Source organism: uncultured Capnocytophaga sp. (genome assembly GCF_938029845.1).
Classification (GTDB): domain Bacteria; phylum Bacteroidota; class Bacteroidia; order Flavobacteriales; family Flavobacteriaceae; genus Capnocytophaga.
Genome location: NZ_CALHGG010000106.1, coordinates 1 through 23,086, shown reverse-complemented (window position 1 = coordinate 23,086; position 23,086 = coordinate 1). Strand labels below are relative to the sequence as shown.

General features: G+C 40.0%; 24 protein-coding genes, 1 tRNA gene and 1 pseudogene. 19 read left to right on the top strand and 7 right to left on the bottom strand.

The genetic code is table 11. From position 1 onward, the window contains the following. The 4 genes and pseudogenes from Q0625_RS07795 to Q0625_RS07780 all read left to right on the top strand — a co-directional run. A pseudogene (locus Q0625_RS07795) lies at positions 1-460 on the top strand (hypothetical protein); the annotation flags it as partial. Between the two features lie 15 nt (positions 461-475). Next, positions 476-1,627 (top strand): hypothetical protein, encoded by a 1,152-nt coding sequence (locus Q0625_RS07790; RefSeq protein WP_298825436.1) that lies wholly within the window; start codon positions 476-478, stop codon positions 1,625-1,627. A 396-nt stretch (positions 1,628-2,023) separates the two neighbouring features. Next, on the top strand, positions 2,024-2,728 hold the full coding sequence (locus Q0625_RS07785; protein ID WP_298825434.1) for a slipin family protein: 705 nt from the start codon (positions 2,024-2,026) through the stop codon (positions 2,726-2,728). A 37-nt stretch (positions 2,729-2,765) separates the two neighbouring features. Next, positions 2,766-3,077, top strand: coding sequence for a hypothetical protein (locus Q0625_RS07780; RefSeq protein WP_298825433.1), 312 nt, complete (start codon positions 2,766-2,768; stop codon positions 3,075-3,077). 38 nt (positions 3,078-3,115) lie between these two features. On the opposite strand, the gene Q0625_RS07775 is transcribed toward Q0625_RS07780, so the two are convergent. From Q0625_RS07775 to Q0625_RS07745, 7 genes are all read right to left on the bottom strand, one after another. Then, positions 3,116-3,187: transfer RNA gene (locus Q0625_RS07775), tRNA-Arg, on the bottom strand. A 174-nt stretch (positions 3,188-3,361) separates the two neighbouring features. Continuing rightward, the gene (locus Q0625_RS07770) at positions 3,362-6,088 is read right to left on the bottom strand and encodes a calcium-translocating P-type ATPase, PMCA-type (RefSeq protein WP_298825432.1); all 2,727 of its coding nucleotides are present in this window, start codon (positions 6,086-6,088) and stop codon (positions 3,362-3,364) included. Between the two features lie 112 nt (positions 6,089-6,200). Next, on the bottom strand, positions 6,201-6,617 hold the full coding sequence (locus Q0625_RS07765) for a PIN domain-containing protein (protein WP_298825431.1): 417 nt from the start codon (positions 6,615-6,617) through the stop codon (positions 6,201-6,203). Beyond that, a complete protein-coding gene (locus Q0625_RS07760; RefSeq protein ID WP_298825430.1) occupies positions 6,614-6,814 on the bottom strand; it encodes a hypothetical protein in 201 nt (66 codons plus the stop codon). Before Q0625_RS07760 ends, Q0625_RS07765 begins: the two co-directional genes overlap by 4 nt. Before the next feature lie 53 nt (positions 6,815-6,867). Continuing rightward, positions 6,868-7,308 carry a hypothetical protein gene (locus Q0625_RS07755; protein ID WP_298825429.1) on the bottom strand — a complete coding sequence of 147 codons (441 nt, stop codon included), beginning with the start codon at positions 7,306-7,308 and terminating at the stop codon, positions 6,868-6,870. Positions 7,309-7,370: 62 nt separating this feature from the next. After that, positions 7,371-8,045, bottom strand: a complete 675-nt coding sequence (locus Q0625_RS07750; RefSeq protein ID WP_298825428.1) for a hypothetical protein — start codon at positions 8,043-8,045, stop codon at positions 7,371-7,373. Then, a complete protein-coding gene (locus Q0625_RS07745) occupies positions 8,042-8,743 on the bottom strand; it encodes a DNA alkylation repair protein (RefSeq protein WP_298825427.1) in 702 nt (233 codons plus the stop codon). Before Q0625_RS07745 ends, Q0625_RS07750 begins: the two co-directional genes overlap by 4 nt. Positions 8,744-9,089: 346 nt before the next feature. Between Q0625_RS07745 and Q0625_RS07740 the strand changes: the two genes are divergently transcribed. The 15 genes from Q0625_RS07740 to Q0625_RS07670 form a co-directional block, all read left to right on the top strand. Beyond that, positions 9,090-9,449 carry a Na(+)-translocating NADH-quinone reductase subunit F gene (locus tag Q0625_RS07740; protein WP_298825426.1) on the top strand — a complete coding sequence of 120 codons (360 nt, stop codon included), beginning with the start codon at positions 9,090-9,092 and terminating at the stop codon, positions 9,447-9,449. After that, positions 9,450-10,490 carry an FAD:protein FMN transferase gene (locus tag Q0625_RS07735; RefSeq protein ID WP_298825425.1) on the top strand — a complete coding sequence of 347 codons (1,041 nt, stop codon included), beginning with the start codon at positions 9,450-9,452 and terminating at the stop codon, positions 10,488-10,490. A 69-nt stretch (positions 10,491-10,559) separates the two neighbouring features. Further along, entirely contained in the window at positions 10,560-11,129 is a 570-nt protein-coding gene (locus tag Q0625_RS07730) for a YceI family protein (protein ID WP_298825424.1), read from the top strand. A 90-nt stretch (positions 11,130-11,219) separates the two neighbouring features. Beyond that, positions 11,220-14,006, top strand: coding sequence for a DNA polymerase I (gene polA, locus Q0625_RS07725; RefSeq protein WP_298825422.1), 2,787 nt, complete (start codon positions 11,220-11,222; stop codon positions 14,004-14,006). 18 nt (positions 14,007-14,024) lie between these two features. After that, entirely contained in the window at positions 14,025-14,609 is a 585-nt protein-coding gene (locus tag Q0625_RS07720) for a GrpB family protein (protein ID WP_298825420.1), read from the top strand. Positions 14,610-14,683: 74 nt separating this feature from the next. Next, entirely contained in the window at positions 14,684-15,940 is a 1,257-nt protein-coding gene (locus tag Q0625_RS07715; protein ID WP_298825417.1) for an ATP-binding protein, read from the top strand. A 5-nt stretch (positions 15,941-15,945) separates the two neighbouring features. Next, positions 15,946-16,626: an RloB family protein gene (locus tag Q0625_RS07710; RefSeq protein WP_298825415.1), complete on the top strand. Its 681-nt coding sequence runs from the start codon at positions 15,946-15,948 to the stop codon at positions 16,624-16,626. Between the two features lie 22 nt (positions 16,627-16,648). Then, complete coding sequence (locus Q0625_RS07705) at positions 16,649-17,137, top strand: SMI1/KNR4 family protein (protein ID WP_009416532.1); 489 nt, start codon at positions 16,649-16,651, stop codon at positions 17,135-17,137. Positions 17,138-17,195: 58 nt separating this feature from the next. Beyond that, positions 17,196-17,387: a type II toxin-antitoxin system HicA family toxin gene (locus Q0625_RS07700; protein WP_034544111.1), complete on the top strand. Its 192-nt coding sequence runs from the start codon at positions 17,196-17,198 to the stop codon at positions 17,385-17,387. Positions 17,388-17,397: 10 nt separating this feature from the next. After that, a complete protein-coding gene (locus Q0625_RS07695) occupies positions 17,398-17,808 on the top strand; it encodes a helix-turn-helix domain-containing protein (protein ID WP_298825403.1) in 411 nt (136 codons plus the stop codon). Next, positions 17,808-18,497, top strand: a complete 690-nt coding sequence (locus tag Q0625_RS07690; RefSeq protein ID WP_298825401.1) for a TIGR02117 family protein — start codon at positions 17,808-17,810, stop codon at positions 18,495-18,497. The genes Q0625_RS07695 and Q0625_RS07690 overlap by 1 nt, the downstream gene beginning before the upstream one ends. Positions 18,498-18,567: 70 nt before the next feature. Then, positions 18,568-20,034, top strand: coding sequence for a hypothetical protein (locus Q0625_RS07685; RefSeq protein WP_298825398.1), 1,467 nt, complete (start codon positions 18,568-18,570; stop codon positions 20,032-20,034). 34 nt (positions 20,035-20,068) lie between these two features. Further along, positions 20,069-21,334, top strand: a complete 1,266-nt coding sequence (locus tag Q0625_RS07680; RefSeq protein WP_298825395.1) for a peptidase U32 family protein — start codon at positions 20,069-20,071, stop codon at positions 21,332-21,334. A gap of 34 nt (positions 21,335-21,368) precedes the next feature. Continuing rightward, complete coding sequence (locus Q0625_RS07675) at positions 21,369-22,088, top strand: DUF4262 domain-containing protein (protein ID WP_298825393.1); 720 nt, start codon at positions 21,369-21,371, stop codon at positions 22,086-22,088. A gap of 68 nt (positions 22,089-22,156) precedes the next feature. Then, on the top strand, positions 22,157-23,086 hold a 930-nt coding region (locus Q0625_RS07670), incomplete at its 3' end, for a S46 family peptidase (RefSeq protein WP_298825392.1).

Sequence of the window (23,086 nt, the reverse complement as noted above, 5' to 3'; positions counted from 1 at the left end):
GGACAATCAGTATCAGTGGTATCCTACTTTTGAAATTCCTAATGGGAAAATAGGGGATGTAGATTATCAGTATTGGAATGGAGAAGCAGATACCTTTTTCTTCACAGACTTTATAGCCTTAGAGGGACAAAAAGATGTTTTTGCTCCCCAAGAATTGTATCACAATATAAGAAAACTTCCTTTGTATAAGGAAATACGTTTTACTTATAAAGCTGAAGATGTCATAAAATATGGAGTGGGGCTTCAGTTTTATTGGGAAGATATTTTAAAAGCCTATAAAAAAGTGTTTGGAGAACATCCTGATGAAGTAAAAGCGCATTTGGATATTCGAATAAATCGCATCAATTCTTATCTTACAGTTCGTTTAGTGGGAGATAATGGGAAAGAGGCTTTTATAGAACCTAAATTAATTGACATAGGGGAAGCAGATCAAAAATATGCACCACCTTTTGATAACTAATAAGTAGATAGAAAAATGAAAACATACTTACCAAAAATAGGGATGCTATTTTCAGCCATATTCATAACCTCTTGTTCTATGTTCACCCCCAAAGACGAAAATATGAAATCAAAATCGCAAATGGAATGGAAATTTATAAACTTTTACGATATTGAATTAGGAAGTGATAAGGATAAAGATCAACTTCCTGACCCTATTGACAATTACAATTTCAAGCAAATCCTCCCCTATAATAAAGATATATTTTTCTTGTTAGGAGATAATAGTAATAGCATTGAGGGGATAGTGAATCCTAGTTCTGTTATCTACAGAAGTATGGATTCTGGTACTACTTTCACTAAAACATCTTTAGGGGAAGGGACTATAACGGAAGGGGGTTTTGTGAAAGAAACATTATATATCGTCCTACAAAATAAAGTATTTGAAAACAATAAACCTATTATAAATACTACTATCTATCAGTCTAAAGACTTTGGAGAAACTTGGGAAAAGATAGCTTTCTTTGAAAATACAGAGATAGATAAAATTTATTTCTATACTGAAAAAATAGGGATCGCTAGATTTTATGATAGAACAAATGAAACCTCGCAATACAAATACACTTCTGATGGAGGTATCTCTTGGCATACAGCAAAAGGATTAATAAAAACAGAATATGATCCCTTAGCTAATGGTTGGTTTAAGTCAGAAAATGAAATATACTATATGACTGATAACGGTTTTTTGAAATCTTTTAATTTAACAAAAGAAGACTCTTTTCAAGTAGTAAAAAAGATAGCAACTTCTACTGATATAGAAGGTTATTCCTACATTAATATTGATGAAAAAAGTAAAGAGCCTTTTGTAGTTTGTTACAAGAGAGGGGGTCAAGGAACAAAAGGTTTTCTATATTATTTGAATACCGAAGAAAAGGTACCTTTCGAAAATGGTTGGGGAGTGGTCTATGGGAATATGATGTGTGAATATATGTATGACCCTGAAAATGTTTTTGTGTCCTATTATCGTTTTAGTTATGACAGGGGAAAAACTTGGACAGTTGAAGAACTTACAGATTTCTATTTGCCTGCTTTCCCTAAATTTGCTTATGCAGAAGATGGCTATATTTTTCTATTGGCAACATTATACAAAAAACGCATGGGAGTAATTGCTATCGGACACCCTAAATAAAAACCTATTCTTATGATAAAAACCATTCTATTCATCACACTTATACTCTTAGCTCTATGGCTTACCAGCTGTTGGGGGTATAAAGAAAAATCACTTACATAGGAGATTGTCTTTTCGGTTTTTAATCGTATATTTGCAGAGGAAAACAAACCGCCACTTATTATATACATCGTCTTCCTATCAAAATAAGGTATTGCGGACAACAAAAGGGGAAGATGACTCCAAAAAAATCATTTATTTATTTGGGAAGAAAGATAAGACAGAGCTGTGGCTCACTCTAAGGAGCGTTTGCAAGGCTGAGGATACCACCTTTCGCTCTTTGAAAGGCTCAATCAAGCTTTCCCGCTCTTTAGAGGTCTTCTCTTTCTTATTTTACGAATCATCAATTGTATCTATATGTTTTACAAAGAATTAGAAGTAGCGCCAGGTTGTGTGGGGCTACTGTTTAAGAAGAATGTTTTTCAAAAGGAACTACCTGCGGGCATCTATAAGTTCAGTCCGTGGGAGAAGGTGCATATCATATCCCTATCACAGAAGCTCAGAAGTGTAAGGGTCGTGAATCAGGAGGTACTCACGGCAGATAATATTGCTTTGCGCTTTTCGTTTTACTTGCTTTACAAATTAGACAACGCCAAGCTATTCACTGATAATTTTGGTGTAGAAGAGAGTAATTTTTCGGTAGCTGAACAACAAATAGCAGCGGCCGCACAAGTGCTGCTACGCCAGAAGATATCAGCCTTTACCAGTGAAAAGCTAAACGAATGCCGAAATGATATTACTGACTTCAAGGAAGCCGATTTTTGCAATGAAGTAGCGGCTTTGGGGCTTAAGATCATAAAAGCACAGCTAATAGATATCACCTTCCCCAAGAGCGTACAAGACCTCTTTTCTCGTGTCTTGGAGAGTAAAATACGTGCTACCTCCGAACTTGAAAATGCGCGTACCGCTGTGGCAACCGCCAGAGCACTCAAGAATGCTTCTGAATTGATGAAGGGCGATGAAAATATCAAGTTTTTCCAATACTTAGAGACAATCACCAAGATAGCCGATAAGGGCAAACATACCTTTGTCATAGGGGAAGTACCCCAGCATCTCAAATAACTCAATTGCAATATAGTAATTAATTTATGAGGAACTGATGAAGTGTAAGTTGCTAAAGGATTTTGGACTATTTTACATCATGGGCTTTCTGTTGTTGGTGTTGATTGTCTTTTTTATAGGCTTTTTTCTTTATGGAGAGGAGGAACTTACCGTAGCTCCTATACGTTATCCTATTATTTGGAGTATTTGTTATGCTTATCAGGAGATTTTTTACTTTGTACAAAGATATATGTCGTCTTTTTATATCAGTGCAGCTCTTTCTATAGCATTACTATCACTTCCTATAGGTGTTTTGTTGGCAATACCTATTAATTTTATTTTGAGTAAGATTAGTTTGGAGAAAAAATAAAACTATCTTGAGGTTAATCAAGATAGTTTTTTAAAAAGTGGTCTCACCAAGAATCGAACTTGGATCAAAAGTTTAGGAAACTTCTATTCTATCCGTTGAACTATGAGACCCCTTTATTATGAGGAGGCAAAGGTACAAAAAACAATCGTTAATTGTTAATTGTCAATTGTTAATTATCAATCATTGATTGTTAATTATTAAGAGTTGGTTTTTACTATTTAGCCAGCCCACTGTCTTCTGTCAACTAACAACTAATAACTAACAACTAACAACTGACCACTGACTTACTGCCCTTTACCCACTGCTCGGCGGATTTCGCCTATCCATAATACCACACTAGTTGCAGCGATGATGATTGCCCAATCTACCAATTTGAGTGGAGTAACGCTGAACATCTCACCCCCAAAAGAAGTGATAAAGATCTGTCCTAAGATAATGGCTACCGCAATCATCAAGAAACCTTGACTCTTGCCTATGTTATGGAAAGCACTTTTGCCAGTACGATAAGCCTTAGCATTGAACATATTCCAGAACTGCAATAGCACAAAAATAGAAAAGAACAACGAAAGTTCATAAGGCGACAGACTTCCCTTAGGTGCTCCAAAATGGAAGAAATGACTGAAGTAGTCCCCTAAAGAGAATTGTGCAAGGGTGGTAATGTCTTCATTTTTAAAGTATTGGATAAATCCAAAGAGCAAGAGTACAAAGAATCCACCTACCCCAAAAATTCCTTTTGCCATAGGGTGACTAATTATATTTGCCTTGCGTGGGCGAGGCTTGTCATACATTACACTATGGCTCGGAGGTAAGGAGGCCAATGCCAAGGCAGCGAAAGTATCCATGATAAGATTTACCCATAGCATTTGAGTGACGGTCAAGGGCGATTCTACCCCTAGGAAGGCCCCAATAAGCACGATGATACAAGCGGCTACATTGATTGTCATTTGGAAGAGGATAAAGCGCTGGATGTTTAGGTAGAGAGAACGCCCCCACATGACCGCTTTTCCGATACTACTGAAGGAGTTATCCAAGATGGTAATATCACTGGCTTCCTTGGCTACGGAGGTACCATCACCCATGGAAAGACCTACCTGAGCCGCCTTAAGCGCAGGGGCATCGTTGGTACCATCGCCTGTTACAGCTACGACTTCGTCCTTTTGTTGGAGCAGATTCACCAAACGAGCCTTATCGAGCGGACGCGCACGAGAAATGACCCTAAGGTCACCTACACGCTCCAAGAGGTCAGCATCGCTCATAGCGGCAAACTCAGCCCCAGTGATATGGTTGCAGTCGGTACAGCTCTCATCCCACAGACGTATCTGTCGGGCAATTTCCTTAGCAGTACCAGGGGTGTCACCTGTTACAATCTTTACCTGAATACCTGCTTGCATACATTCCTCAATAGCTGCAGGCACATCGGGACGCACAGGGTCAGAAATAGCAGTAATACCGATAAACTGTAACCCATTGACTACCAACTTACCATTTTCGGAGATAATAGCCTTAGGATCATCTATTTCTTTGTAGGCAAAGCCAATGGTACGCATCGCTTGGTTTTGGTATTGGAGTAGCTTCGCCTCAAAATCGGCTTGGGAGATAGTAGAGTTTAGTTTTCCATCTGTCTGACAGAAAGTCATCACAATCTCAGGGGCTCCTTTTACGTATAAGATATTCTTTTTCAAATTAGGCGAATAGATGAGGGTCGCCATATATTTGCGTTCGGTAGAGAAGGTAAGTTGTTGTAATACTTCACTTTCCTCTCGGATAGGCAGGTAGTTGGTACCCTTGCTATAGAGCCAGAGTAGCAGTGCCCCCTCGGTAGGGTTGCCTAACACACTAGGTTTGTCTTTGTCGGAGAAGTCAAGGTAAGCAGTGGAGTTGACCGCCATAGACTCTGCAATGAGTCGTCCGGCTAAGGAACTATCTGACAGCTGATTAAAGTATGTTTCGTAGATAGTCATTTGGTTTTGGGTAAGCGTACCCGTTTTGTCGGTACAAATGACTGTAGTAGCCCCCATGGTCTCACAAGCATGCATCTTGCGCACGAGGTTATTGGTAGCCATCATACTGCGCATACTATACGCCAAGCTTAGCGTAACACTCATAGGCAACCCTTCTGGAACGGCTACTACTACCACTGTAATGGCAATCATTACGGTATTAAGTAGGTATCCACCAAAGGAAACCCAATCAAGATTGTCTAAGTTTTGGGTAGGATCAGCAAAATAAACGATTAATCGCCCAACAATGACAAGGGCTGCAATCCCATAGCTTACTTTGGTAATTAGGTCGGCTAGGTTGTCTAACTGTTCGTTGAGAGGTGTTTTTACAGAATCATCTATCTGTACGCCCTCGAACACTTTGCCGTATTCAGTAGCATCACCCACTTTCTTTACCTCAAAGATACCATGTCCATCGGCCACCGAAGTACCTCGGCATACATAGTTGGTAGGGTAGGTAGCTTCTGACTCGAAGTCTTCAGGGAGAGTGCTCTTGTGTATGAGGGGTTCCCCTGTCAGGGTGGATTCGTTCAGGTGTAGAGATACCGCCTCTAGCAGTTCCCCATCAGCAGGCACTTCTTCTCCAGTTTCAATAATTACAATATCCCCTACGACAATATCCTTCTTTAGCACTTGGGTAATACGCTCATTGCGAATGACCTTGTAGTAAATATCGTCATTGACCTGATTGAGGATTTCAAATTGTTTGTTAGCTTTTTGCTCGAAGTAGAAAGCGACTCCAGTGGCCAAGAGGATCGCAAAGAGGATGCCTACAGGCTCCAAGAAAGCGTGGATTCCCGTATCATGTACCGTATATTCGTAGAAAGAAACGCCAAAAGAAAAGACCAAAGCCACCAATAAGATGATGATGATAGGGTCAGTAAATTTCTCTAAGAACTGTTTCCAGAGGGGTTCACCCTCCACAGCAGTGAAGGTGTTTTCGCCATACTTTTGGCGACTTTCAACAACTTGGGCATCAGTAAGCCCCTTGTAGTGATGTTTTTCAGACATATATAAATATCATTTACAAGGGGCAAAAATACTATTTTTATCTGAATTAAGAGAGGTTTTGGGATTTATATTTTTCCCAAGTTAAGAAGTTTTGGAAGCAATAGGTGGAAAATCACTTTGCCATGATTTCTAAGAACTGTTGTGGGGATAGTACAGAGAGGTCGTCCACAGCAAAGTCTTTGATATTGCGAGTGATGAGAAAGGGGATATGGTGTTCTTTGGCGGTAAAATACTGAAAGCCGTCTTCTAAATCCTTGAAAGAGGATTGATGGGCTAAGAAGATGATATTCTCGTCAAAAGGGAGAATATCTGTAATGTCATAAATATATTCTAATAAATGTTTAGAATGTTCTTTAGTAAATTTCTTTTGTAGCAGATAATAGATGGTGTTAATAGATATAGCAGAAATAAAAATATCTATATTTCTACTTTTACTATAGTTAAATAATCTTTTTGCATCTAAGAAAAAACCTCTTCGCTGGAAGAGTAAATCTAATAGAATATTAGTATCTACAAATATTTTTTTCATCCTAACGAATAGTATTTTTCTAAAATAATATCTGTAAAATCTTCTTTATCAGTATCTTTTTTTTCAAAATCCTCTTCAGAAAGAACTCCTATAAGAGCATCTAAAGCTTTGTCAAAGTCACCTTTTTCTCTTTTTTCTTTAGTATAGTTTTGTGCCTTTTCAAGTATAACGGGATCTATGTCTATAGTGTATTGCATGATGTCAGTTTTTAGTGGTTAGTGATTAGTAATATGGGTGCAAATATACGATTTTAATCATCATCACCCCACCAGTGTCCATGACTAGATTCTCCATGATGACTCTCAGAAGTATTGTTCTGGTTATAATCAATAAATTTTTTGATAGAAATCCCTGTAGCAGCTACAGAAGCCAATAGAGAAAGAATAAGTACTCCCTTAGCTAAGCCATAGATGAAAGCAAAATATAGCCCTACTCCCGATAATAAAATGACTATAACCCCTCCTACAAAAGCTATTTCTCCTAAGAGAGGCAATAGAGAGGCTACAAAAACAAATAAAGCTAATATCCCTACGATAACTCCTAAGAGTCCTACAAGGGTTTTTTTTGACCCCTGAGCACGAGAAGGGGTCAACTGTTTTTCCACATATTTGTTGAAATCTATGCCTTTTTCCTGTGCATAGAGCTGTGCTTTCTGGAGAATAATAGGATCTATGTCAATAGTATACTGCATATTTGTAAGTATTTGTGGGGCAAATATACAACTTTTTCATGAGATATAATAGCAAATAATTCTTATTTCACTTCAGACTCACTGCGAATGCCTTTTTCATCTATTTGACAACACCATTTTACATAAGGATAGTATCCTGTCCTATTTGCCGTTACATAGCCACTGGCAACGAGGTCATCACGGTTACCCTTGTCGTCTCCGTCGTCTGTATAGATATCTACTTTTAATCCTTCGTATAAGGGTATAGGCTCTCCACATACATTCTCTCGCTCATCTTTTTGAGAAAATAGTACCAAATCATACGCCATTAGTTCGTTGAAATCTACTGAAAAGAGCAGGCGAGTATCTGTCTTTTCCCATAAGTCCTTTACAAAGGTGTAAGCTACTTCATTCTCAGGTTTTATCTGCTGGAGTGTAGTGGGTAGGTACCAGCCACGACCGCCTATTTTTAGGTGGTCATAGTAGGCAAGGGGCTTAACCCGACAACCATGGGTAAACCAGTGCAAGGGGTGTTTTTCATAATCCCGCAACAAGCGAGGCGTATCCTCCACTGCTGCCAACGCCACTACTTGTGCCCCATAACGTACCAACACCAAATCGCCTACAAGGAGCTTTTCGAAAGTCTGTACAGCCTTCCCTGAACAACCTATATAGCCCGTAGCGATTATGCTACGGGTGTCTTCAGCTGTCCAAGCAGTAGCCCCAGTGGGGTGTAGTTGTATATGCCAGAGGTTCATGAAATAGGTAATTTATATTGAAGTAAAAAATTCTTCACCTCCTGAGTTATTCTCCTACTTTCGCGGGCTTTTTGGATGGTTTTGTTTTGTACAAAGGGGGAGAGGGTTTGGCTTTGGATAAGGGGCAGGGTTGCTTCATACTGCTTGGCCAAGGCAGTGGCAAGATACCAAGCAATCATCATATTGACATAATATTCGTCCGACTGGATACTGGCGACAAGGGAGAGCATTTCGCTCTCAAAGTAGTCATCTAAGTAATTGGACAACAGCAGCCCTATGCCATAGCGAATGGTGTAGGGCTGTGGGCTTTTGAGCCACTGGAGGATATGGGTATAGGTCTCTTTGGGATGCTTTTGGAAGAGCTTAGGAGAAAAGGTATCACACACCGCCCAATTGTCTATATAGGGCAGGAAGGCTTCCGTATACGCGATTGCCTGGTCAAAGGCTTTGATTTGTTCTATAAGAAAGCCATGTAATAGGTTTTCCTCATGGTAGTAGTGGGGAAGTGAGTTGAGAAATTGCGCTACGGTTTTGGGCTGTTGCTTAGTGAGGTCTTTGGCTACTTTGCGTAGTGCAGGCAGGCGTACCCCGATGATACGCTCACGGGAGAGGGTAGGGATGAGCTTATGGGTGAAATCACCATAGGGGACATCTTGTAAAGCAAATAGTAAGGAGGTAAAGGAGCTGTCTTTTGGCATGATAGGACGGTTTGTTAGAGAAGACAAAGGTACAAAAAAATAACAGTTTTTCGTCGTAATTCTCTATTAATTTCGTACATTTGCCCTTTGATCAGTAGCCAGACTCTGTTACTTGCTGGCTTGAGCAAGGAAATCATCTTTTATTGGTCAGGAAGGACGAATACGAAGAACTTTTGAAAATAGCTCAATTATATGAAGAATTAGAGGATTTAGAGGACTTACAAGCAATAGAAGAAGCAAAAGGAGTGCCTACAGAACCTGCAGAAGTCTTTTTGAACGTCTAGAAGCCAGTCGGTATTTAGTAATCAGCTATTAACAATTGACAATTGATAATTAACAATTAAGAATGCCATTAACCGAACAAGAATTACATAATTTAGCGATGAATATCGTAGGAGAGGCCTTGCAGGAGCTGGGTTGGGAGTTTCTGTTGGTCAATAGTGATCGCAAGAAGAACCCACAGTTTGTCTGTATAGACCCCCAAGGGAAGAAGAGTTTTATCATCGTACGCCCTATTCTGCAGGGGGATGACCCCGATGTGTATGACCCTGCCTTTATGGAGAAAGTACGCCAGAAAGCCGAGGAACACCAAGCCGATACCTATTGGGCTGGGGTAGGACTCTATGATGTAGCCAATCCCTTGGCACCATTGGAGCAAGGTAAGTCCTACCAAGTGGATTTTAGAGGATTATTAAAGATTGAATAAATGAAATACCTATACATTTTATGTGCGGCAGTTGTAGCCGTTGCTTGTCAGCAAATGTCCAAAGAAAATGTTTATTACATACGGGGAGAGGCACAAGGCACTACCTATGGCATTACTTATATAGCTCAGAAGCCCATAGAGAAGACGGCGGTGGATTCTATACTGAAGATGATAGACCTATCTATGTCTACTTATATAGATAACTCATTGATAACCAAGATTAACAAGGGCGAACACCTACCTATAGATTCTCATTTTGAGAAAGTGCTGTCGGCCTCTATGGATATATATAAGCAGAGCGATGGTATCTTTGACCCTTCCATAGGGCAACTGATCAACGCTTGGGGCTTTGGGAAAAAGGAAAATCATACCCCTCCTACTCAAAAGCAAATAGATAGTTTGCTTGCTCTAACAGGTATGGATAAGGTACATGTGGCAACTACCCCTAAGGATACTTTTGTAGAAAAAGATAATCCTAATATACAGTTGAATTTCAATGCAATAGCGCAGGGTTATACCTCCGATGTAATTGCTGGTTATTTCCTCTCTAAACAGATTACTAATTTTATTGTAGAGGTAGGGGGTGAAATAGTCATTCATGGGCGAAATACCCTCAAGGGCAAGTCTTGGACGATAGGCATAGACAATCCGTTGCAAAAGCCTGATGAAGACAGGGAAATTGTTGCGACGGTGGAACTAACCGATTGTGGACTAGCTACTTCGGGCAATTATCGCAAGCTCTGGACGGATTCTCTTACAGGGCAGAAATATGTGCATACCCTTAATCCCAAGACAGGTCGCCCACAACCAAGTAACCTGCTCAGTGCTACTGTGATAGCACCTTCGGCCATGCTTGCCGATGGCTACGCTACTACACTCATGGCCTTGGGGGGCATAGAGAAAGCTAAGGACTTCCTTGCGCAGCACAAAGAGCTAAAGGCGGTCTTACTCTATTCCGATGAAGCCCATAAGGATAAGATACAACGATATGTAACAGAAAACTTTAAGGTAGAGTTCGAGGACGCTATATTGTCCAATTAATTTTTTAGCTTCTCTCTTGTTTATTCCGTTTTTATTACTACCTTTGCCCTGTGATAAATACTAATTCTTATGAGAAATTTACTAAGCATTTTTGTATTACTCATAGCAACAGTAGCTATGGGACAAACTAAAAAACTCCACTTACAAGCCAGCAATCTCCAATGGGAGGCTAAAAAAGTAGTGGGTGCAGCTCATCAGGGTACCCTTACCTTTAGCTCAGGGGAATTTACCTACAAGAATAATGAACTTATAGGAGGTTCTTTTGTAGTAGATATGAACACCTTAACTGTTACTGACGAGGGTATGGATGTTAAAGGGAAAGCAAAGCTCGAAGAGCACCTTAAGTCCGATGATTTCTTTGCTGTAAAGAAATTTCCAACGGCTACTTTAGTGCTTAAGAAGGTAACTAAAACACAAGCAGGCTACAAGGCTGAGGGGGATCTTACTATAAAGGGGATTACCAAGCCTATAACAGTTGAATTACTCAGAACAGCCGTAGAAGGTTTTGCCTCTACTGTGGTAATCAATCGTACACAGTATGATATCAAGTATGGTTCAGGCAGCTTTTTCTCTAACTTAGGAGACAAGGCCATTGAGGATAATTTCACTATTCATACATTTGTGATGCCCAATTTCTAGTCTGTGCTTGTGAATTTTTATGTTTTTGTTGGAGATACCTTTGGTGAAGTCTTTTTACCAAAGGTATTTCTTTAAAAAGAATATATTGAGATGAAAAAATTATTTCTTTTAGATGCTTATGCCTTGATATTCAGAGGGTATTATGCTTTTATCAAGAACCCTCGTATCAATTCCAAAGGAATGAATACTTCTGCGATCGTAGGGTTTATGAACTCCTTGTTGGAGGTAATCCGAAAGGAACAACCTCACCTTTTGGCTGTATGCTTTGATAAGGGAGGAAGTCAGCAACGTTTGGCTATTTTCCCCGAATATAAGGCCAATCGCGATGAGACTCCAGAGGCAATTCGTCTAGCCATTCCTTATATTCATCAGATTTTGGAGGCCATGCAGATTCCCATTCTTGAAAAGGAAGGCTATGAGGCGGATGATATAATAGGAACCCTTTCCAAACAGGCTGAAAAACAAGGATATACCGTATATATGGTAACTCCAGATAAGGATTTCGGTCAGTTAGTGTCCCCTAATATCTTTATGTATAAGCCAGCTCGTGGAGGGAATGAGGTGGAGATATGGGGGGTAGAAGAGGTCAAAGAGAACTTTCAAGTGGAACGACCTGAGCAGGTGATAGACCTTCTAGGTATGATGGGCGATGCGGTGGATAATATCCCTGGTCTACCTGGGGTAGGCGAGAAGACAGCCCAAAAGCTCCTTAAGGAATTTGGCTCTATGGAAAACCTCTTAGCCAATACAGATAAGCTCAAGGGTAAGCTCCGTGAGAATATTGAGGCTAATAAGGAAAAGGGGTTACTCTCCAAAACCCTTGCTCGTATCCTCTTGGATGTGCCTGTCACCTTTGACGAAAAGGATTTTGAACTTTCCGCTCCTCAGATGGACAAGATAGAACCTATCTTTGAGGAATTGGAGTTCCGTACTATGCTCAGTACCCTACAAAAAGCCTTTGGGGTGGCTCCTGCTGCTCAGCCCGATTTGTTTTCTTTGGCGGGACTCACCTCTCCTGTAGCTACAACATCAGCGCTTTCTCAAGTACTTCCTACCAAAAAACTTAAAACGATTAAGGATGTACCTCACCAATACCAATTACTCACAACTCAAGCAGAGATAGAAGCCTTATTACCTGAACTTTTAGCACAAAAAGAAGTGTGTTTTGATACAGAAACGACTTCTTTGAATGAAATGGAGGCACAGATAGTGGGCTTAGCCCTTTCATGGGAGGTACATAAGGGGTATTATATCCTCTTTCCTGAGGATTCCTCCTTGGCAAAACAATGGCTTTTGGTATTGAAACCGTTTTTTGAGGCAGAAAATATACTTAAGATAGGACAAAATCTTAAGTATGACCTGAAAGTATTGACCAATTATGGGATTATTGTCCGTGGTCTATTATTTGATACTATGATAGCCCATTACTTGCTCAATCCAGATATGCGCCACAACATGGACTTACTTGCGGAGGCTTATTTGGAATATACCCCTATTGCCATAGATACTCTTATAGGAAAAAAAGGCAAAGGGCAGCTTACTATGCGTTCCGTATCTGCTGAACTGCAAAAGGAATACGCAGTGGAGGATACCGATGTAACGCTCCAGCTCAAGCATACTTTTCTCCCATTGTTGGAAAAAGACCAAATGACTCAACTTTTTACGGAGGTAGAGGCGCCTTTAGTACAAGTATTGGCACAAATGGAATACGAAGGAATTCGGCTAGATACCCATTTCCTTGGGGAGCTTTCTAAGGAGATCAATACCGATCTGATAGCGTTACAAACAGCTATATTTGATCAAGCAGGGGAGTCCTTTAACCTCTCTTCACCTAAGCAGTTGGGGGATATTCTCTTTGAGAAGTTGAAGTTGCTCTCCAAGCCGAAAAAGACCAAGACAGGACAATATGCAACCTCTGAGGAGGTGCTCTCTGAGTTGGCTTCCCAGCATCCTATCGTTGCCAATGTATTGGAATTCCGTGCTTTGCAGAAACTACAAAGCACTTATATAGAGGCGCTTCCTCGTGAAGTGAATCCACGTACAGGGCGTGTTCATACGACCTTCATGCAGGCAGTAACCGCCACAGGTAGGCTTAGTAGCAATCAACCTAATTTGCAAAACATTCCTATTCGTACACCACGAGGCAGCCAAATCAGAAAGGCTTTTGTACCTCGCAATGAGGACTATACCCTCCTTTCGGCCGACTATTCTCAGATAGAGCTGCGCATCATTGCAGCACTAAGTGAGGAAGACCACATGATAGAGGCGTTTCTTCAAGGGCAGGATATCCACCGCTCTACCGCTGCCAAGGTTTTTGGAGTACCCTTGGAGGCAGTAACCAAAGAGCAACGTAGCCATGCCAAGACGGTTAACTTTGGGATTATCTATGGGGTATCAGCCATCGGGCTAAGCCAGCAAACCTCCCTAAGTCGTAGTCAAAGTAAGGAACTGATTGATACCTATTACCAGACTTACCCTAAGCTAAAGACGTATATAGAAAAACAGCTTTTCTTTGCCCGTGAACATGGGTATGTACAGACCCTCTTAGGTCGCCGTCGTTATCTGCCTGATGTGTATTCACGCAATCAAGTTGTCCGAGGTGCTGCCGAACGCAATGCAGTGAACGCCCCTATACAGGGAAGTGCTGCTGATATCATCAAAATAGCAATGGTACGTATCGCTCAGCGCCTTGAAAAGGAAAAATTGGCTACCCGAATGCTCCTACAAGTACATGACGAATTGCTCTTTGATGTTCCCAAAGCTGAATTGGAAGTGGTAACCCCACTCATCAGGGAGGAAATGCAGCTGGCTTACAAACTATCTGTTCCTCTTATCGTGGAGATAGGAACAGGAAATAACTGGTTGGAGGCGCACTAACATAAAGGTAAATTACTAATGACCAATGATGAACAGACCAATCCATTGCTCAGGATGTCGCTCGCAGAACTATGGGAACTATTTCCCATTATTCTTTCGCCTTTTAACCCACTTTGGAAAGAATGGTTTGAAGAAGAAAAGTCATTTCTTCAGCAGCGATTACCATCTGATAAGGTGCTTAGGATTAGTCATATAGGCAGTACTGCCATTGGTGAAATATGGGCAAAACCGATTATAGATATATTAGTGGAGTTGGATTTGACCACTCCACTTTCACAGATAAAGGAAGTGCTTCTTCAGGCAGGTTATCTCTGTATGAATGAGTCTCCTACGAGGATCTCTTTTAACAAAGGATATACGTTACAAGGTTTTTCAGATAAGGTATTTCACTTACATTTGCGCTATTGGGGAGATAATGATGAGTTGTATTTTCGGGACTATTTGCAGGAACATTTGTTAGTGGCAAGGCAATATGAGGCGCTTAAAATTTCCTTGTGGAAACCTTATGAACATGATAGGGATGCTTATACGGCTCATAAGACTGATTTCATAACAAAATACACACAGATAGCCAAAGAAGTTTATAAGGGACGCTATCAATAGAGCTTATCCTAAGAAATATTTTGTCAAATCATTTCTTATTTGTATTTTTGCCAGTAACACACAAAAATAATAATATGATCATATTGCAAGATTTTAGTTTTGGCAACTTCCGTTCTTTCAAAGAAATACAAACACTAAGTCTTTCCAAAGCACCACTAACTTCAGCCAAGGATATGGCTTTGGAGCCTACACATACCTTTAACTACAAAGGCAGTGCTTTCCTAAAAACAAAAGCTATTTATGGAGCGAATGCTAGTGGAAAAAGTAATGTGGTGAAGGCTTTGGATACGTTTTTAAAAATTGTATCTGATTCTGTGAAAGATAATAAGGTACTCTCCCTTATGAATTCCTTTGTTAGTACTGAAACTATAAACCAGTCCGCTTTCTTCCAGATGATTTTTTGGATAGATGAGGTAAGATATCGCTATGGTTTTGAAGTCAAAAAAGGCGAAATCACCTCCGAATGGCTCTATGGAAAAGAAGAAAAACAAGAATTGTGCTATTTTATTCGGGAGGATCATGCTATCATTGAGATAGATAAGACAAATTTTGCAGAAGGAGTTATCTATATGAACCTCACTCAGCAAGGGGGCGAAGGGGAAGAAATGCTTTTGCCTACTAATTTATTTCTTACAGTATTAGCTTCTTTTGGCTTTGGGAAAATATCCAAGCGTATTATTAGCAATCTGAGTAGTATCAATATAATCAGTGGATTAAGTAATCCAGCAATGATGAGTTATGCAAAAGAAGCCTTAGCAGATGCTCATAAGAAAGCATTTATTATTAATATGCTAAAAAAGGGAGATACTTCGATCAGTGATTTGGAACTTATAGAACTTGATGAAGGTATTGATTTTGAGAAACAAAAAAAATCCTTGCTGCTTGTTTCCAAAAAAGATTTTCTGGGAGACTCATCTCACGGAACTTTTTCTTTTGAGAAATATGAATCAGAGGGTACTCGTAAGCTTTTCGAGTTGAGTCCTTACATTTATGAAGCGGTAAAGGAGGGACGTCCTTTGGTAATTGATGAGTTTGATGCGCGTTTTCATCCTATGCTGACCAAGCGTATAGTACAGTTATTCAATTCAGAAGAAAATAGGCAAACACAGTTCATTTTTGTCACTCACGGCACCTCTTTGCTATCCAATAATCTTCTAAGGCGTGACCAAATTGAGTTTGTTGAGAAAGACAAAGAAGGCGCCAGTCACTTATATAGCTTAGCTCAAATAAATGGCATACGTGCTGAAGACTCTTTTGAGAAGGATTATATACATGGTAAATATGGGGCTATCCCTTTGGTAGACTTTTCAGAATTAGTAACCAATTCATAACCAATATGGACAAGAAAGCCAAAGCTATAAAGGTTACTGACCAAGCAAAGCCTTGGGAAAAACGTAAAAATAGTTATCAGTATGATACTATTAGAACAGCCCATAAAACTATACTGATAGTCTGTGAAGGACAAACAGAGGAATATTATTTTAGCAAATTCCCTGTTATTTCTCTATCGGTGAAATGTGTTAATCTACAAGGACAATCCAAGATGAGTTTGGTAAAAGCTACTCAGGATATTTTAAAGGAAGAGGGGTTTGCCTTTGATGAAGTATGGTGTGTGTTTGATATGGATGTAAATACTCATAAGGACTTTACTCTCTTTGATAAATCCATAGCTAAGGCTAAATCCTTGGGCTATAATGTGGCTTATTCCAATGATTGTTTTGAATTATGGCTATTGCTACATTATAAAGATATACAAAGCACTCAGAACAGAGAATATTACTATGAGCAATTGGGAAAATGTTTTAAGATGAATTATGTGAAGAATGGCAAAAAGATTGACTTCTGTAAGAAACTCTATACTTTATTACAAGAGGATGATAATTCCTCTGAAGCACAAGCTATTGTACGTGCTGAAAAATTATATCTTAGGCAAAAACACTTGCCTTATCACCAACAAAAACCAGTAACCTTAGTATACCAACTAGTGCGTTTGCTCAATGAATATAAGAGAGCATAGCGTGTCAGAAAAATAGAAAATCATGAGTACCTTTCAAGAAAACCTTACAATACTACAAAACCTATTGCAACAAAGTGCAGGCAAACCTATTCATTATGGCAATGAAATGTATCGCTTTACCCAACAAGCAAAGGTTACCGAGGAAGAACTTGCCAGCTTTGAACAACAATATAACGTTCGCCTACCTGAGGACTTCAAAACTTTCCTCCTTACCTTGGGGGCTTGCACTCTTTTTGAAGACGAAAGAGGTTTTTCCGACCAGTTCTATGCACCAGAACAATGGGAATCCTATGCTAAAGAGGTCTTCGAGGGGACAGGTGTCTATTTATTCCCTCATATCCTTTTAGTCTGCTATCCCAATGTAGGTCATCAGGCAGGATTTGTATTGGGCGAAGAAGATCAGTTTGGGGTGTTCTATTCTGATGTTCCTCCTGAGGAATGGGAAGAGGATACGGATCTTATGCCTTTCTCTCAGTGGCTTGAAGAAGAAATGGAAATTTGTAAAGGATGAAAAATATTTTGCTATTTAAAATAATAGCATTATCTTTGTAGGCGTAAAAGAAAATTTTATGAAATATTCAGAGTTGGAAAAGATACTACGGGAAGCAGGTTGTTATGATACAGATAAACAGGCGAATGGACATCCTGTGTGGTATAGTCCTATAACAGATAAAAAATTTAGATTGAGTAATCATAAAAGTAAAGAAGTGGCTACAGGAACTCTTAGTAGTATTTTGAAAGCCGCTGGAATAAAAAAATAAAACAAATATTATGAACAAAGTAAAAGCATTCATTGAGAGAGTTGCAGATGGCACTTACAGCGTATACATAGATTTAGAAGATGATACGCTTAACTATGGAATTATAGGAGAGGGAGATACGGTAGAGGAAGCCATAGAGGATTTTAAACTTTCCTATACAGATATGAAAGCCTTGTATGAGGAAGAAGGAAAAGAGTTTCAAGAGACTACTTTTGAGTTCTTATATGACCTACCATCATTCTTACAACATTATTCTCATATTCTTAGTTTCGCAGGTCTTGAAAGACTCACAGGAGTTAATCAGGCACAATTGAGCCAATATGTACAAGGGTATCGTAAACCAAGTACCAAAACTGTAGAAAAAATACAAAATCATCTACAAGCATTTGGTAAGGAATTACAACATTTACAATTTGCTTGATGAAAATATTTCTCAAAACTTTAAAATACCTCGGTTATAGCATAGCAGGCTTCATAGCCTTTTTGTTGCTTTATCTACTTTCAGCAGCAGTACTCTCTCGTATAGCAGTCAATACGGAAGAAGTCTCACAGAAGGAAGAAACCATTTGGTTGCTGTCCAATGGGGCACATACCGATATTGTTATGCCCGTCAAGAATGATTTCTTCGATTGGCAGACAATAGTTAGTCAGCAAGATACCCGAGGCAAAGGTGAAAGTCGCTATATCGCTTTAGGCTGGGGGTGTAGAAAGTTCTACTTGGAAACACCTACTTGGGCAGACCTGAAATTTACTACTGCCTTTCAGGCGGTTACAGGTCAAGGTGGTACCCTTATGCATGCTACTTTCTATGACCAAATCCCTGCTGACGAAGAAGCGGTATCCATTGCTCTTAGCGCTGCTCAATATAAGAAGTTGGTAGCTCTTATCACGCAAACCTTTGTATTACAGGAGGGAAAGGGAGTACTGGTACCTACCGATGCTGTTTATGGAGATACCGATGCTTTCTACGAAGCACATGGACACTATCAACTGTTTTTTACTTGTAATAGTTGGACAAATAAGATGCTCAAAAACAGTGGAATACGTTCTTGTGTATGGACTCCTTTCGCCTCTGGGGTGATGCGTAACTATCAAAACAAAAATAATTGATAATTAACAATTAGCCATTGACAATTATTTCGTATTTTTGTCCCTTGGTTTTTTATAGTCTTTATTCCCTGTGAATCAATCTTATTTTAAGCAATCTTTTTATATTTTATGTTTGGCAACCCTCATCTTTGTAGGGTTAAAGCCTTATTTGCCTACACGTATCTTTCCAGAAGGTACTTCCTCTACCAATATAGTAGTGGATAGTCTGATGCTCGAAGCACTCGCTGGTAAGGATATAGAGGAGGTCTTGGATAACAAACCTCATGATAGCCTTGCTACTTCAGATACCTCAACTCCTTCAGGGAGGAAGGTAAAAACTTCTTCCAAAGAGGAAGGGGATAATCTGAGTCCTTTCTTTAAGAAATTACAGAACTTGGAACGTACTGGGGAAGGACATATACGTATTGGTTACTTTGGAGATTCCATGACCGATGGGGATTTTATCGTACAGGACTTACGAGCACTTTTCCAAACGAATTTCGGAGGAAATGGGATTGGTTTCTTGCCTATTACTTCCGAGTCGGCTGCCTCTAGAGGGAGTGTGCGACATACATATTCAAATAATTGGAAAAGAGAGTCTTATGTGAATGTAAAACGTCCTACCCGTCCCTTTGGGGTGGCTGGGCAGGTCTTCTTCGTTAGGGGGAATCCTGCTTGGGTAGAATATAGAGCTTCTCAGCAGGCACATATCTCCCAGATGTATGCCCCTACCTTGTTCTATGGAAAATCAGGTAATAGTGAGGCTTATGTGGAGATTCGTTATCCAGGGGATACGGCACGTGTAGTGAAACCTTTGAAAGCAAATAAGTTGCTCAATACCATTACTTTGTCAGAAGGAAATGTAAAAGGGGTACGTCTTAATTTCATTAAGGCAGATTCTATCCCTATCTATGGGATCAACTCTGCCAATATGAGTGGAGTACATGTGGATAACTTTTCCAGCAGAGGTAATTCGGGGCTGCCACTTTCTTTGTTTAACACAGCTTTGATGCGAGACTTTGACACAGCTTTAGGTACTTATGATCTTATTGTGCTACACTTCGGGGCTAATGTACTCAACTATGGCTCTTTAGATTATAGTTGGTATAAGAAGGGTATGACCAAGGTGGTAGAACAGTTGCGTACCTGCTTCCCCAAGGCCTCTTTCTTAATTGTCTCTACAGCCGATAAGTCCTCTAAGTATGGAACTGAGATGAAGACTGATACAGCGGTGGTACCGCTTTCCTTAGCGCAACAGGCCTATGCAGCAGATACCCAAGCAGGTTTTATCAATCTCTATGAGTTGATGGGAGGCGAAGGCTCTATGCTCAAATGGGTAAAGGCAAATCCTCCTTTGGCAGGAAAGGACTATACCCACTTCAATGCACGAGGGACTAAGAAGGTCGCCCAACTTCTCTATCGAGAGCTGATGAAGCGCTACTTAGGCTATAAGAATCCAAAATCCACTCCAGAGGAATTGGAGCAACAGATAGAAACCTCCAAAGATACCCTCCTACATAGGAATGTAATCATGGACTTCTATAATGACAAACGATAAATATCATTAACAATTGATAATTAATAACTAATTAATGACTTCATCAGGAAAGATAGAACTGATGGCTCCTGCAGGGAGCTTTGAATCCTTACAAGCAGCCTTGGACAATGGGGCTGATTCTGTATATTTTGGAGTGGAACAGCTCAATATGAGGGCACGTTCCAGTATCAACTTCACCTTGGACGATTTGCAAGAGATCTCCCGACGTTGCAAGGAGAAACATGTACGTACTTACCTTACTCTCAATACGATCATCTATGATCATGACCTTTCTATTATCAAAACCTTATTGGACAAGGCAAAGGAGGCCGATATCACAGCGGTTATCGCTATGGATCAGGCAGTGATTGCCTATGCCCGACAAATAGGAATGGAAGTACACATCTCTACACAAATCAATATCACTAATATAGAGACAGTTAAGTTCTATGCGCTTTTTGCGGATACGATGGTTATGAGCCGAGAACTCTCTCTGCGTCAGATTAAGAAGATATGTCAGCAGGTGGAGAAAGAGCAGGTCAAAGGGCCTTCTGGTAAGTTGGTCGAGATAGAAATTTTCGGACATGGTGCCTTATGTATGGCGGTTTCTGGGAAATGCTATCTAAGCCTACACTCACATAACTCCTCCGCTAATAGGGGCGCATGTAAGCAGAACTGTCGTAAGAAATATACAGTGATAGACCAAGAGAGTGGCTTTGAGATAGAGTTGGACAACGAATATATGATGTCCCCCAAAGACCTCTGTACCTTGGATTTCTTAGATCAAGTAATTGATACAGGCGCTAAGGTGCTCAAGATAGAAGGCCGAGGACGTGCTCCTGAATATGTAGCGACCGTAATTCGTACCTATCGTGAGGCGATAGATGCTTATTATGAAGGAACTTATACCAAGGAAAAGGTAGAGAAATGGATGGAAGCACTCGCCACTGTATATAATCGCGGTTTCTGGGGAGGTTATTATCTTGGTCAGAAATTAGGTGAGTGGAGTGGAGTACCAGGTTCACAAGCCACCCAAAAGAAGGTATATATAGGTAAGGCGATGCACTTTTTTCCAAAGACAAGTATCTCTGAGTTTAAGATTGAGGCCTTTGATATCAAGCGAGGAGACAAGCTCCTTATCACTGGCCCTACTACAGGGGTAAAGGAATTGGTCTTGGAGGATATGTATGTGAATGATGTCCTTGCTGATAGTGCAAAAAAAGGTGATTCATGTACTTTTTTTACCGACTTTCGTACCCGCCCCTCTGACAAACTCTATAAAATTGTCAGTAGTCAGGGAGCAGTAAGCAATGGACAGTGATCTTAGAGATAGTAACAAATCAATAAATTAGCGAATGTCAGATCAATACTCTAACAAACTAATAGATGATATTGTAAAGTATGGTTTTGAGGTAATAATGGTTCCACAAACCAATTACTTGCCATCTTTTGCCTATACTGTAGGTCTATGGAAAAGCTACAAGCATCCTGAACTTATTTCCTTAGGATTGCCTATAGATATACTCCATACTATACTCAATACTGTAGTGTCTGAAGTAATAAAAAAAGAACTGATAGAAATAGGTAGGAATTATCATGATATATTAGAAAAATATCCTGTACAATTCTTAACAGTGGATAAGCGTAATATCCCTGATTATTTTGGACAGGCAATTAGTTATTACCAAACAGTCGATTTTCCTGCTTTGCAACTGATATGGCCTGATGACAAAGGAATATTCCCATATGAATCAGATTTCAGAAAAGATCTTATCTACTTACAACCGCTCTTAGATAGGAATGCTGATTTCAAATTCAGAGAAGACAAACTCTGTCCTGTATTCACAACGTCAGCTTGGTTAGAAAATCAGCAACCTATTGTAGAGGTGATACATGATAAAGAGGGCCATTGGTTTTTTCTTCCCTCGGGAGAACCTGATTGGAAATTAGTGTCCTTGGAAGAACTAATAAAAGTTGATCCTACTCTCAATGATGTTTTTGATCTTGATTATGGCGAGTGTGCCAATAGAGAGTTTGTAGGAGGAAGATGGAAAAGAGACATTTATGAGGAATAGTTACCATAATTAATATACTGATTTTACTGAGAACTGTCACCTATTAACTAAAATAAATACAATACTATATGAAGAGATTCTTAAGAATAGCCCTGTTTCTCAGTGCAATAGTGCTCCACGCACAGCAGGGTGGTATGTGGATTCCTTCGCTTTTGGAAGGGATGAACGCCAAGGAAATGAAAACCTTAGGTATGAAAATGTCTGTAGCTGATATTTACAGCGTCAATAAGTCGAGTCTCAAGGATGCGGCACCTCACTTTAATGGAGGTTGTTCTTCTGAGATTATTTCCGATAAGGGGCTGCTACTGACCAATCACCACTGTGGTTATGGGCAGATTCAGGCACATTCTACCCTTCAGAACGACTATTTGGAACATGGTTTTTGGGCAAAGAACCTCTCTGAAGAGCTGCCTAACAAGGATCTTAAAGTAACCTTTATCGTTCGTATAGAAGATGTTACCCAGCAAGTACTCCAAGGAACAGAAGGCATTACCAATGAGGAAGAAAAAGCCAAACTCATTGAGCGAAATATAGCTGAGGTGGTCAAAACTGCCCCCAAAGAGGCTTGGCAAGAGAATAGTGTAAAGACTTTCTACTATGGTAACCAATACATTCTCTTTGTTACTGAGACCTTTAAGGATGTACGTTTAGTAGGAGCCCCCCCTTCTTCTATTGGTAAGTTTGGTTCAGATACCGATAATTGGGTGTGGCCACGCCATACAGGGGATTTTAGCCTTTTCCGTGTCTATGCCGATAAGAACAACCGCCCAGCCGAGTATTCTCTAGAGAATGTACCTTACAAGCCTAAGCACTTTTTCCCTATCTCTCTCAAAGGGATAAAGGAGGATGATTTTGTAATGGTCTTTGGTTACCCTGGTACTACTCAGGAGTATCTGCCAGCGGTGGCCGTAGAACAACTTCAGAATGTAATTAACCCTGCTAGAATAGGTATTCGTGATGTAGCTCTAAAGGTACAAGACGAATATATGCGTAAGGAT

Excerpts from the sequence above, each read along its gene's own strand:
- Q0625_RS07790 (WP_298825436.1), top strand. The coding sequence starts at position 476 with ATGAAAACATACTTACCAAAAATAGGGATGCTATTTTCAGCCATATTC.
- Q0625_RS07785 (WP_298825434.1), top strand. The coding sequence starts at position 2,024 with ATGTTTTACAAAGAATTAGAAGTAGCGCCAGGTTGTGTGGGGCTACTG.
- Q0625_RS07780 (WP_298825433.1), top strand. The coding sequence starts at position 2,766 with ATGAAGTGTAAGTTGCTAAAGGATTTTGGACTATTTTACATCATGGGC.
- Q0625_RS07770 (WP_298825432.1), bottom strand. The coding sequence starts at position 6,088 with ATGTCTGAAAAACATCACTACAAGGGGCTTACTGATGCCCAAGTTGTT.
- Q0625_RS07765 (WP_298825431.1), bottom strand. The coding sequence starts at position 6,617 with ATGAAAAAAATATTTGTAGATACTAATATTCTATTAGATTTACTCTTC.
- Q0625_RS07760 (WP_298825430.1), bottom strand. The coding sequence starts at position 6,814 with ATGCAATACACTATAGACATAGATCCCGTTATACTTGAAAAGGCACAA.
- Q0625_RS07755 (WP_298825429.1), bottom strand. The coding sequence starts at position 7,308 with ATGCAGTATACTATTGACATAGATCCTATTATTCTCCAGAAAGCACAG.
- Q0625_RS07750 (WP_298825428.1), bottom strand. The coding sequence starts at position 8,045 with ATGAACCTCTGGCATATACAACTACACCCCACTGGGGCTACTGCTTGG.
- Q0625_RS07745 (WP_298825427.1), bottom strand. The coding sequence starts at position 8,743 with ATGCCAAAAGACAGCTCCTTTACCTCCTTACTATTTGCTTTACAAGAT.
- Q0625_RS07740 (WP_298825426.1), top strand. The coding sequence starts at position 9,090 with ATGCCATTAACCGAACAAGAATTACATAATTTAGCGATGAATATCGTA.
- Q0625_RS07735 (WP_298825425.1), top strand. The coding sequence starts at position 9,450 with ATGAAATACCTATACATTTTATGTGCGGCAGTTGTAGCCGTTGCTTGT.
- Q0625_RS07730 (WP_298825424.1), top strand. The coding sequence starts at position 10,560 with ATGAGAAATTTACTAAGCATTTTTGTATTACTCATAGCAACAGTAGCT.
- polA (WP_298825422.1), top strand. The coding sequence starts at position 11,220 with ATGAAAAAATTATTTCTTTTAGATGCTTATGCCTTGATATTCAGAGGG.
- Q0625_RS07720 (WP_298825420.1), top strand. The coding sequence starts at position 14,025 with ATGACCAATGATGAACAGACCAATCCATTGCTCAGGATGTCGCTCGCA.
- Q0625_RS07715 (WP_298825417.1), top strand. The coding sequence starts at position 14,684 with ATGATCATATTGCAAGATTTTAGTTTTGGCAACTTCCGTTCTTTCAAA.
- Q0625_RS07710 (WP_298825415.1), top strand. The coding sequence starts at position 15,946 with ATGGACAAGAAAGCCAAAGCTATAAAGGTTACTGACCAAGCAAAGCCT.
- Q0625_RS07705 (WP_009416532.1), top strand. The coding sequence starts at position 16,649 with ATGAGTACCTTTCAAGAAAACCTTACAATACTACAAAACCTATTGCAA.
- Q0625_RS07700 (WP_034544111.1), top strand. The coding sequence starts at position 17,196 with ATGAAATATTCAGAGTTGGAAAAGATACTACGGGAAGCAGGTTGTTAT.
- Q0625_RS07695 (WP_298825403.1), top strand. The coding sequence starts at position 17,398 with ATGAACAAAGTAAAAGCATTCATTGAGAGAGTTGCAGATGGCACTTAC.
- Q0625_RS07690 (WP_298825401.1), top strand. The coding sequence starts at position 17,808 with ATGAAAATATTTCTCAAAACTTTAAAATACCTCGGTTATAGCATAGCA.
- Q0625_RS07680 (WP_298825395.1), top strand. The coding sequence starts at position 20,069 with ATGACTTCATCAGGAAAGATAGAACTGATGGCTCCTGCAGGGAGCTTT.
- Q0625_RS07675 (WP_298825393.1), top strand. The coding sequence starts at position 21,369 with ATGTCAGATCAATACTCTAACAAACTAATAGATGATATTGTAAAGTAT.